Origin of the sequence: uncultured Blautia sp. (assembly GCF_902497045.1) — a bacterium.
GTDB lineage: Bacteria > Bacillota > Clostridia > Lachnospirales > Lachnospiraceae > Blautia_A.
Genome location: NZ_CABVDF010000079.1, coordinates 1 through 11,195, shown reverse-complemented (window position 1 = coordinate 11,195; position 11,195 = coordinate 1). Strand labels below are relative to the sequence as shown.

General features: G+C 42.0%; 13 protein-coding genes. All 13 read right to left on the bottom strand.

The annotated features are described in order from the left end of the window. On the bottom strand, positions 1–595 hold a 595-nt coding region (locus tag RDS42_RS07565), incomplete at its 3' end, for a phage portal protein (protein WP_308783108.1). Between the two features lie 9 nt (positions 596–604). Further along, positions 605–2,230: a terminase TerL endonuclease subunit gene (locus RDS42_RS07560; RefSeq protein WP_308783107.1), complete on the bottom strand. Its 1,626-nt coding sequence runs from the start codon at positions 2,228–2,230 to the stop codon at positions 605–607. After that, the gene (locus RDS42_RS07555) at positions 2,230–2,706 is read right to left on the bottom strand and encodes a phage terminase small subunit P27 family (RefSeq protein WP_308783106.1); all 477 of its coding nucleotides are present in this window, start codon (positions 2,704–2,706) and stop codon (positions 2,230–2,232) included. Before RDS42_RS07555 ends, RDS42_RS07560 begins: the two co-directional genes overlap by 1 nt. An 83-nt stretch (positions 2,707–2,789) precedes the next feature. Next, a complete protein-coding gene (locus tag RDS42_RS07550; protein ID WP_308783105.1) occupies positions 2,790–3,596 on the bottom strand; it encodes a hypothetical protein in 807 nt (268 codons plus the stop codon). A gap of 10 nt (positions 3,597–3,606) precedes the next feature. After that, entirely contained in the window at positions 3,607–4,425 is an 819-nt protein-coding gene (locus RDS42_RS07545; protein ID WP_308783104.1) for an ImmA/IrrE family metallo-endopeptidase, read from the bottom strand. A gap of 4 nt (positions 4,426–4,429) precedes the next feature. Then, entirely contained in the window at positions 4,430–4,807 is a 378-nt protein-coding gene (locus RDS42_RS07540) for a helix-turn-helix domain-containing protein (RefSeq protein ID WP_308783103.1), read from the bottom strand. Positions 4,808–5,158: 351 nt separating this feature from the next. Beyond that, positions 5,159–5,518: an HNH endonuclease signature motif containing protein gene (locus RDS42_RS07535; RefSeq protein ID WP_308783102.1), complete on the bottom strand. Its 360-nt coding sequence runs from the start codon at positions 5,516–5,518 to the stop codon at positions 5,159–5,161. Positions 5,519–5,648: 130 nt separating this feature from the next. Next, positions 5,649–6,065 (bottom strand): DUF1492 domain-containing protein, encoded by a 417-nt coding sequence (locus RDS42_RS07530; protein ID WP_308783101.1) that lies wholly within the window; start codon positions 6,063–6,065, stop codon positions 5,649–5,651. A 32-nt stretch (positions 6,066–6,097) separates the two neighbouring features. Next, positions 6,098–6,343, bottom strand: a complete 246-nt coding sequence (locus RDS42_RS07525) for a hypothetical protein (RefSeq protein ID WP_308783100.1) — start codon at positions 6,341–6,343, stop codon at positions 6,098–6,100. Then, positions 6,333–7,703, bottom strand: coding sequence for a DEAD/DEAH box helicase (locus RDS42_RS07520; protein ID WP_308783099.1), 1,371 nt, complete (start codon positions 7,701–7,703; stop codon positions 6,333–6,335). Before RDS42_RS07520 ends, RDS42_RS07525 begins: the two co-directional genes overlap by 11 nt. Then, positions 7,684–7,965, bottom strand: coding sequence for a VRR-NUC domain-containing protein (locus RDS42_RS07515; protein WP_308783098.1), 282 nt, complete (start codon positions 7,963–7,965; stop codon positions 7,684–7,686). Before RDS42_RS07515 ends, RDS42_RS07520 begins: the two co-directional genes overlap by 20 nt. Beyond that, positions 7,922–8,155: a sterile alpha motif-like domain-containing protein gene (locus RDS42_RS07510; protein ID WP_308783097.1), complete on the bottom strand. Its 234-nt coding sequence runs from the start codon at positions 8,153–8,155 to the stop codon at positions 7,922–7,924. Before RDS42_RS07510 ends, RDS42_RS07515 begins: the two co-directional genes overlap by 44 nt. 139 nt (positions 8,156–8,294) lie before the next feature. Next, positions 8,295–10,559: a phage/plasmid primase, P4 family gene (locus tag RDS42_RS07505; RefSeq protein ID WP_308783096.1), complete on the bottom strand. Its 2,265-nt coding sequence runs from the start codon at positions 10,557–10,559 to the stop codon at positions 8,295–8,297. Positions 10,560–11,195: the final 636 nt, after the last annotated feature.

Below are 11,195 nucleotides of genomic sequence, written 5' to 3'. Positions count from 1 at the left end.
TGGCAATAGGTGAATATCCGACCAGCCCGTCAAACCCAAGTCCCGGAATATGCAGCACATCCGCCCGATGCAGACGCACGATCTTTCCATTTGCTTTCGGATCTGTCCCGGTTCTTCCGTCCACATCATCCCCGTCATAAACCAGATACTCATAATAAAGCCTGCCATGCTCATCCCTGTCCACCGTCATCCTGTCAGGCATCAGCGGATAAAGAGCCACAATTTCGCCCTTTCCATTCCGGATGATCTGACTGTACGCATTCCCCCACAAAAGCAGATGCGTCATCAAAGTCTCCCGGAACACAAAAGAAGTCATCTCCGGATTCGGCTCATCATGCAGCAGAAAATAAAGCGGATGATCCACCGCCTTCTCCTTACCCCCGTTATCATTGTATCTGTAAAACTGCAGCGGCAGACCCGCCACCGCCTCAGAAAGAATCCTCACACAGGAATACACAGCAGTCATCTGCATGGCACTCCTTGCGTTCACTCTCTTCCCGGAAGCCGTACTCCCCATAAAAAATCCATATCCACTTCCAGCCGTGCTGTTAGAAGGAGCATCCCTTCCCCGAAATAAATTACTGAAAAATCCCATACACCCTCCTTAAAATACTAACAATCCTCTCTCATCGTAAACGCTGCCTCTCTGCCCTTCCTGACGTATACATCTATCAAGCGCCATAATTGCGGCAACAATGCCATCTATCTTCTCCTTAGATTTAGCTTTGGTTACTTTAATATTGCCAGCAGGATCTGTGTCAATAACAACGTTACCTGCCATCCATCTAAGCACTGGATTCCCACCGTGAATAATTCTTCCCTCCATCAGTAAGCGATAGAATTCTTTCGTCGGAGCTGACATTGAAGAAAATCCCTGACCAAAAGGAACAATGGTAAAACCTTCGCCCTCCAAATTTTGAATCATCTGAGTCGCATTCCATCTATCCACCGCTATTTCCAAAATGTGATATTTCTCTGATAGGTACATGATGAACTTTTCAATAAAATCGTAATGAATCACGTTTCCCTCTGTAGACATGATATAGCCTTGTTTTTCCCAAATATCATAGGGAACTGAATTAGCTTTCACTCTTCTAGGTATGGTTTCCTCAGGAATCCAGAAGTACGGCAAGAGCACATACTTTTCATTTTCATCTCTCGGCGGAAATATCAATACTAAAGCTGTAATATCCCCTGTACTTGAAAGGTCAAGTCCTGCATAACAGTCTCTTCCTTCAAGTGAAGCCGCCTCAATTGATTCATTTCCTCTCATATATATCGCATCAGGAATCCATGCAACTGTTGAACTGACCCACATATTGCATCGAAGCCACTTGAATGTGACCTCATCAGCTGGATTCTGCTTTGCTTCCCTGTACGCATCTCTCAGTCTTTCAATATCAACTGTGTATCCAAGAGAAGGATTGACCTTGTACCAATTTGCTTCATCTTCCCAATCATCATTATCTTTAAGTCCGTAAACCACAGGATAAAAGGTCGGATCAACACGCCTTCCCTCCAGAATATCCACTGCTTTTGTATGAAGTTCATACGCAATGGAATGTCTATCATTACCAGCAGTTGTGATTATGAAATGAAGCGGATTTTGTCTTGCATCTGACGAGCCCTTGGTAAGAACATCATATAACTGCCGGTTCGGTTGAGTGTGAATTTCATCAAACACCAGTCCTGAGACTGAAAAACCATGCTTTCCCCAAACCTCAGCTGACAACACCTGATAATAACCGGCATTACCATAATTGACAATTCTTTTTGTAGCTCCCATTAGTTTAGACCGCTTCATCAGAGCTGGTGACATCTCAACCATCTGCTTTGCAACATCAAATACAATAGATGCCTGCTGACGGTCAGCTGCTGCACCGTACACTTCCGCACTTGGCTCATTGTCTGCATATAATAAATAAAGAGCGACAGCCGCAGCCAATTCACTCTTTCCTACCTTCTTACATATTTCCACAAATGCAGTACGAAACTGCCTGTTCCCATCCGCTTTTACAATTCCAAAAATGTCTCTTATGAGCTGCTCCTGCCACGGCAACAGCCAGAATGGTGTTCCGGCCCATTTGCCTTTCGTGTGGCAAAGATTCTCAATAAAAGTAACTGCCCTGTCTGCTTTCTTCTTGTCATAGTGAGAAGTCGGAAGCATAAACTGAGAAGGCTTATAATTCTTAAGCTTTGGATATCCCTTTGGTCGTGGTTCCTTTGCCATTAAGAATCACCTCCAAGCAATGCCTCCATCTCATCTTCCGGCTCTTTCCCCTTTGCACTACCAGCCACAATACGTGATCTGGATGAAGGCGTAAGCCCAAACTCGGATGCCGCCTGTAGCATCAGCTTCTGATTAGTATTTGCGATACCAACCCAAGGTGTCTGTTGCTGATATCCTTTATCTGTTTCAAAAGTCGAACCCCCAGAATCAATATGCTTCTGAGCTTCCTTCCATCTGGCGTAAGACTGGCAGTACGCAGCAAACGCTGCCATATCCACTTCCGTAAGAACGCCCATCTGATTCATCAAATCAGCTAAACGTTCCCACTCTTTCTTAGCCTCAGGTAATAACCATTCCGGACAGTTAGGCATTCCCTTTGCCGGAATCGGCTCCTTCGTATTCAATTTTCTTTTTCCCGGATTACCTTCCAGCTTCTTTACCGCTGTAGGCTTTGGCTTTCTTCCTGCCATGGTCATACCCTCCTTCCTTAATTTTTTTCATAAGAAAAGCCCTGAAGGATTTCTTTTCCTCAAGGCTTTGTTACATGCTATCTAACATATTACTTTATGTATTGCAAATCTCCGTTCCGCAACATCTGAAACTTTTCATCATATATCTCATCAAACACTTGTTTAATCGGCACACTATCTCGTTGGTGACCAGATATCGACCAAACCTTATATTCCGTCTGATTCTTCAAAAACGCAGATAAATGATCGTAATATTCCTGCATTTCAGCTTTTTTCTTTCCCATCTTCATCAGCTTATAGAATACACCTAAGATACTGATACAATGAACCGGCGTTTCTAAACTTGCAATACTCTGTCTTGCTTTAAAATCATCTGAACAGAATATATACACCCGATTACCATACAGCACTTCCATCATTTGAATTAATACATAGGTCTTTTTCTCGCCTAGTCCCTTTTTATGTGGAACATTATCATCACAATCCTTTAATGCCGCCAAAAAGGCCTCAACATCGTTCAGGTTCTCCATCTCATTCAAAGAACCATAGTACTGTTTATAAAAATTGACATTAAAAGTATCGCAACTCGTTTCCAGTAACTCTAAATATACGCTTGTTGCTTCTTCTCCGTATATTTTTCCTAATTCACTTATGATCTCTCGATCCGAATACAATTTCACTTTTCCTGCTTTAATTTTCTCTTCAAGCCAAGGATTCGGATCCGGATTCAGTTCATGTCTGCTCAGTTCTTTCTTTATCATTTCATGACAGAAAAACTCATACTCCGCAAATTCCATTACAAAGTCTGTCAGCGTATGATTTTTTGCATTTCTTGCTAAATGTGATTTATACAAAAAGTCAGTATCCAGCAAGGCATATTTTTTGTCCATTTCCATAGGCACTACCTCACTGTTTTCTTAAACTTTTCATAATTTCACTCAATCTGCTCTTATCACTTGCTAACCGTTCATCGCGAACAGCATCCAACTGCTCCACATCATACATCAATTCAGGTAAGCTTCCAAATCTAATGAAATCCTTAGGTATCTCCTGCCAGCGTGTAGCTTTTCCCGTAAGTTCCATTTGCCTGTAAATTTCCTTTTCTTCAACTTGCAAAAGATTCTTTGCAGCTTTAACATCAATCTTGTTTTCCTCCAAGAGACGAAGTACCGCTGCCTTATAAGGAATTGCAAAAATGTCCATTATCTTAAGCACTGTCTGCACTGAAATATCTTTATATGACAAATTGTATACATCCGTCTGCTCATCAAGCCGCTCCTTTGGAGCCAGTAAAATAGCTGCAAAAGCATTTGCTTCCATATCCTCAATCTCTTTTGCTTCTTCATCTATAATACCAGATGCCAAAATTGACCCAGATTGTAATAATGCGGAATCATGCTCCTCGAAATAGCAATAAATATGATACAACTCATGTGCTGTTGCAAATATCTGCTTTGACAATGGCAATGCAGAATTAACCATAACAAACATTCTTCCTTTACGAATGAAAGTACATGCACACAAATCGGCATCTTCAATAGGATATCTCAGCATATCAAAGGGCATATCATGTCGTGCCACATAATTCTCCAACACGTTGAAGATATCATCCTGAATAATATTATTCTTATTATAGAGCGAATTAAAACTTGTTGCACATTCGCTTATTTTTGTATATTTCTTTCTGTCTTTAATATAAAGACTATTATCCAAAACTCGGCACATAGTTCTAAGCCTCCCATGGTTTCATCATTTCCTCAGCGTTTTCACGAGTATGTGCATAAAAACAAATAAGATTTGCAATCTCATCTGCAATTCCAAGTCCATCCCTTGCTTCCTGAGATTCCACCTTTCCCATAAAAACCTTTACCGCATTCGTCTCTACAGCCGCTGCTGGGGGGATAACAAGATTCTCCATGGAAGTACCCAGGAACTCCGAAATTTTCTGCAGTTCAATTGCATTAATCATCCTTCCACCGGTAAGCATCTTGCTTATCACTTGCTTGGACACCCCGAGATAGTCTGCAAGATCAATCTGCTTTTTTCCGTTCTGTTTCATAATATTCATTATATTGTTGCTAATAATCTCGCTTGCCTTTACCATCATCGTTACCTCCAACATAATTCAAAGCATCTTCTCTCTTCTACACTTTCATTATATTCACAGCGCCAGAAAAAGTCAACGTTTTCTTAACTCTGTTTCTTTATTATGTTCTATTACGTCCCTATATTCGCAACACTTTTAGACTTAATAACATTGCGAAAACTCTTTTTTACAATGATAGTATTATTAGTTTTTCAAAAAAAGATACCTGCAACGACTTTTGAACATTACGATACATTGCATTTGCATAGTAATGTCCCCCCTCTTCCATTTCGCGATTTTGTACAGAAAAGGGGGCGCCGGTCTTGTAGCCTAAGGCCTGCGAAGATTCAAATACCCCCTACCCTTGCTCCATCAGAAACGATATTCCTTAAATCTATCCTCGGTCATCGTCTTTACATTATGATGATGCTCACATAAAGGCTGCCAGTTCGACCTATCCCAGAAGAGTTTCTGGTCTCCACGATGCGGAACGATATGATCCACGACTGTAGCCATAGTAATATGACCTTCTTCATAACACTTCACACAGAATGGATTGCTCTCTAAGAACTTCCTTCTCTCATGCTGCCACTTGGCACCATAGCCGCGCTCTGCTGCATGAGCTCTGTCCTTTGTATGTAAAGGCTTATGTTCCTCGCAATACATCTGACCATGCGGAATGAGTGCCGCACAGCCAGGATGTTTACATGGTATGTTACTCCTATAAGGCATGTGCTCACTTCCTTTCACGAAAAAAGCCCTGGGCGATTTCTCTCGCTCAAGGCTCTGCTTTGTCGTACACTTTCGACACTATCATATTAACATATATGCTTATGCCATGTTGGGACAAAATGTGCCAACCTTATTCCGGTACAACAAAATTATTTAGTGACGATGCATGAATACGATGCACAGTTCTGTATGACACATTAAGCTCGTAGGAAATATCTTCCCAACTCTCGTTTTTCAGATAACGATATTTCAAGAGAAGTCTTTCCTTAGGATTCTCCATACTTTCAAACGCCGCATTGATTTCTGAACGAAGGTCAACCAATCTATTTATCTGGGCATCAATCCTCTGTTCATAATCCCATATTTTTTCAATGGTCTTTATAAACGGCGCTTCCAGATTTCTATTCGGATTGGTACCAATCTTTTCTCCATAAGAACATCCCTGAATTGTACCTCTCATCTCACGAAGCTGCTCCAGTTCCTTCACCTCAACCTGTATCTGCTTATCCAACAGATATGCCTGCTTCAAATATTCCTTAGCTGTCATAAGTCACCTCCGAAAAGTTATTTTCCTCGGATTTACTCTGATTGTCTTATTTCGTCCTGAAGCTTACGAATAAGAAACTCTCCATCTACCGAAGTCAGCTGTTGATACCACGGACTTCTGAAAAACTTCTCAATCTGTAAAGCCTCATCTATTGCTGACTTGCTTTTCGGATTACACTTTACCTTTTTGAGTGCGGTTCTGTAATCAGCAACCGCACTAAGAATAATCGCATTCGCAAGTCTTTCATATGGGTCTTCTGCCAAATTCTTACTTGCCATCAGCCACCTCTGCTTTCACGGCATCTATAAGTGCCGATTGTGTGAGGTCTTTTGCTTCAAGTGCTTTCAGTATTCTCTCATCAACAGTTCCATCCGTAACAATGTGAATCACAGATACGGTTCCTTCTGTCTGACCCTGTCTCCATAATCTGGCCACAGTCTGCTGATACAGCTCAAGGCTCCAGGTAAGTCCAAACCATACAAGAATGTTACCGCCAGACTGTAAGTTCAGACCGTGTCCTGCAGAAGCCGGATGGATAAGTCCTACCTGCAACTGACCTGCATTCCACTTTTTGATACTGGCATCTGTATCAAGCTGTTGATAATCAATGCCAAGATTACTAAGTCTTTCCGATATTCTTCTAAGGTCATGCTTGAACCAGTAGGCTACTAAAACAGGTCTGCCATTTGCAGCTTCGATTAGATCTTCCAAAGCATCCAGCTTTCTCGCATGGAATATATTCACATCACCCTCATCGCTATAAATAGCTCCATTGGCAAGCTGTGATAATTTCCCTGAAAGTGTTGCAGCATTGGATGCAGTAATCTCACCACCCGGAAGCTGTAACACAAGTTCATCTCTTAATGCTTCATACTTTGCCTTTTCAGAATCATCCAGATAAACCTTATATTCTGTAGAAATCAGCTCTGGCATTTCCAGATAGTCAGTTCCCTTCATGGAAATCGTGATATCTGAAATCTTGTCATAGATTCTATCCTCTGCTCCTGGTAAAAGTTTGTAAGTATACACAATCGGACCATTCATTCTATCAGGCTTAAAGTAATTCACTCTGTACTGGCCAATAAATCTTCCAAGTCTCTCACCCATATCAAGCACCTTGAATTCTGCAAATAAATCCATAAGTCCATTGGATGAAGGAGTACCGGTCAAGCCAACTACTCTTTTTACCATAGGTCTTACCTTCATAAAGGACTTGAATCTCTTTGCCTGCCAGTTCTTAAAAGATGAAAGTTCATCAATTACAACCATATCGAAATCAAAAGGTACACCGCTCTGCTCTACAAGCCACTGAACATTTTCACGATTGATAATGAAAATATCTGCATCTGCTGCCAGTGCCTTTTTTCTCTCAGCTGCTGTTCCTACTACAATGGAATATCTCAGTCCTTTCAGGTGATCCCACTTTTTGATTTCATCCGACCAGGTATTTCTGGCAACTCTTAACGGTGCTATGATAAGAACCTTCGTTACCTCAAAGCTGTCATACATCAGCTCATTCAATGCCGATAGCACAATGCTGGTCTTTCCCATACCCATATCCAGTAATATGGCCGCTATCGGATGCTGCTTTATAAACTCGATTGCATATTTCTGATAATTATGTGGACTGTATTTCATCTAAAATCCCTCCGATTTGCTCGATTCCATCCAAGATGTATGTATGGAACCCCATTTTTTCTAATAATCTGTGTCTTGACTTCTGTAATGCTCTGGGCTTTTCTCCCGGAGCCTTCACCTCAACAAATCCGATGTGTCTGCCAGGCAGAAACACTATCCTGTCTGGCATTCCATCAAATCCAGGTGAAACCCACTTGGGACAAATACCGCCTCTGGCTTTAACTGCTTTTACAAGCTTCTGTTCTATTTCTTTCTCTCTCATACTCAGCCCATGCCTCCTCGAATGCATCCATACATCCGCTGCAAGCACCACATCCATCAAGATATTCCTGAATCTTTGCCTTATCTCCGTCATGAGGAAACTGCTTGTCACCTTTCATATCCCTGGCAAGGTCACCCACCGGTGCATGGTCGTTGATATGTTTTTTAAGCATCCATCTATAAAATTTCATTGCGAATCCTCCATCAAAAATTGTTTGCGGTGCAGGGTGTGCAGGATGATACATAACCTTTCCCTATAGCAAAAAATCCATAAAAATTTTGCATACGCGATATAGGTATTTGTCCTGCACCCCCTGCACCTTTTGTCATTTATTCTGCAAAATCTGTGTCTTTAAGCTGCAATCCCTGCACCCACATACCAGACTTTTTCTTCTTGCGTGTGTATCCAGCCTTTTCAAGAACAGCTGTAAAGTCTGCATTATTACGAGAAATCTCACCCGTGCGTAAACAGTAAGAGCGATATTCCTGATAAAGCTCTCCTGATTTCTCTTCCAAGCCATCACCCCTGACACAGCACTCTTCTAAGAAGTGCTCAAGCCAATCGTTCATTCCACGATATTCAGCAATAGCATCTGCAACTACCTTAGGTCTCTCCAAATGGAAGTCAGCCTCAATCGCTTTTCTGGCACCTTCGATGATCCAAGCCAAAACATAAGTACCGGCATTCTCAAAAAGATAATCCGAATAATTCTTGATGTCTGACTTGCCTTCAATCTTTGCGTGGAACGGAATGACAATCAGTCTTCTCCAGGTACCCTCATCCGTGGCTCTTACCTTTGGAAGATGGTTCGTATAAAGCACAACAGTATGAGTCGGTGTGTAATCGAATGGATCCTTGAATTTCTTCTCACCTCTGACAACATCAGTGGAGCAGACCTGCTTAAGAACTGAGGTTGAAAGAAGCATTCCCTCTTCAAGCTCTGCCGCAATCGCAAGACGCTTACCTTTAAGCTCAGCAATCTCCGGCTTCACATTTCTTCTGCAGTTCGCTGTCATAGTGTCAGCAGAAATAGTCCCTGCATAAGTACCAAGAACCTTTGATACCGTATTCCAGAATGTTGATTTACCGTTTCGACCTTCTCCGTAAGCAATGATGAGAGCTTCCTCATATACCTTTCCGATTGCTGCAAGTCCACAGGTCATCTGCACATATTCGATAAGCTCCTGGTTACCACAGAAAAATAATTGAAGGGATTCTTCCCACAAATCTTTCCCCTTATCACCAGGCGATACAGCAGTAATCTTTGTGAGAAGATCTGATGGAGAATGCTCCATAGCACCTGCTATACCTTTTCTAAGGTCATAAGTTGCATCAGGTGTGTTAAGCATGTTCTCATTCGCATCTAAGTCTTCCACTCTAATCTGAATCATTGGCTTTACGGCATTCTGAACATTTACGAGATTCTTGAAGTTTCTGCACTTCATTACAAATGCGTAGTAGTTCTTAGCAGCAAGATATGCTGCATATGCCTTTTCAAGCTCAGGTGTAATCAGCTTTTCAAGTGCCTTACCACCAGCCTTAACAACCTTTTCAGGCAATCCAGCTTCCACCAGAACCTCAATGCATCTGTTCAACTCATCTCTGGCATCTACAAGCTGCATATCCAGAAACTCTTCCACAGCTCCTACAGCATCCTGCTTGTTTTCACGCCAACAGGTTCCATCATATCTAAGGAAGCTTGTCGCATCACTGTAAATCAGTTCATCCTCATACTCCCTTGCAAGCACCTTTGCCTCACCGATATCAGAGAAATCCTCAGGCTTTAAGGAAACACCATCAAAATCCTGATTGTATTCTTCCGGTGGAACATATCCGTCCTGCCCAACAACCTTCTTATTAAAGAAACGAATTGCACTCGCCCAGATAATTCCAAGCTCTTCATCCGATAAAGGTGGATCATATTTCTGAGCATGTTCCATAAAAGCATCGTGAGCCTTTTCTGTATTTCCATAGCGTTTAAGAACTCTGCCTGCGAAACGGCTCATGGCATTATTACGATTTCCTTCTAAAATCGGACCGCTGCCAGAAGCTGTTTCTTCATCAGGAAGTTCAACCACGACTTCTTCATCAATGGTTGTCCATCCCTCGTGCCAAACTGCTTCACCGCTATCAGCTCCGAAAATGAATCTTGCTGCATCCAGAGCATTCCCATCAAAAAATGGATATGCATTGTGGAGCGCTGCCTTTAATGCTGCATAAGCTGCCGCATCTGTCATTTCTTCAATCTCAAAGTACACATGGTATTTAGGTCTTGCTGCCTTGCCGTTTTTAGCAACCATATGGTTTCTGCTTGGAGCCACTGCATATGAAATATCAGGAAGAAGTTCTTCCAGCTTCTCTGCCGTGATCCATTCGTCCGGATCATCTGTGTGGTCGTTATCAAGATCCATGACAACCACATTCGACTTAAGGAAATTATCAATGCTGCGGTAATTGTTCTTATATTCCGCACACACATGATCCATCTTTACTGCTTCATGCAGCTCTGATGCATTGGTGCCCGTTACCTTATTGGGATAACTACAATTCTTTGCATCAGCAGTTACATTCGCTGTCTGTAAAATCAATTGCATGTCTTTCCTCCTGTTAAATTTTTCTACATGAAGTTCCCGGTCTCATCTTTCCTATCCCATCGGAATCACCTCCTTCACCGTGTCTGGGGCCCTTATCAAGCTCCCTCTACTGGTCAAAGGAGATTCAGACCAATATTTTCCGAACTTTTTCAAAAAACTTTGCGGTTATCCTGCACCGTCAGAATCGCTTCCTTAATATAAAGAAAAAACCGCCTAAGCGGCGGCATAAAAAAGTTTGATTATTTTTCGGAATATTTAGTTTCCATTCTCCTTTGGACATTAGAAGGACAGGTTACAGAACATCTGAAAAATTCTTAAAAGTTTTTTCGGAAAATCTGAAGCCGAATCTCCTTTGAACATTAGAGAGGCACATAAGTCACTCGGAAACGGAGGTGCTGCAGATGCAGAAAGACATGAAAGTCCAGTCTTCCCACCCACTTCCATCAGAGGATGCAGAGTTACGTGACATCCTCATCGCAATAAGTGTGGTGGCAAAGCGACTGGCAACGAACCTTGAAAATCAGATAGGTAATTGCGAAACAAGCCCGCAATTCTGATTGAAAACAGGCGAAGGCTCCTGCCATGCAGGATTCTTGGGATAGGAAGTGAAAATCGTTCATTTCTTGGCACAACAAA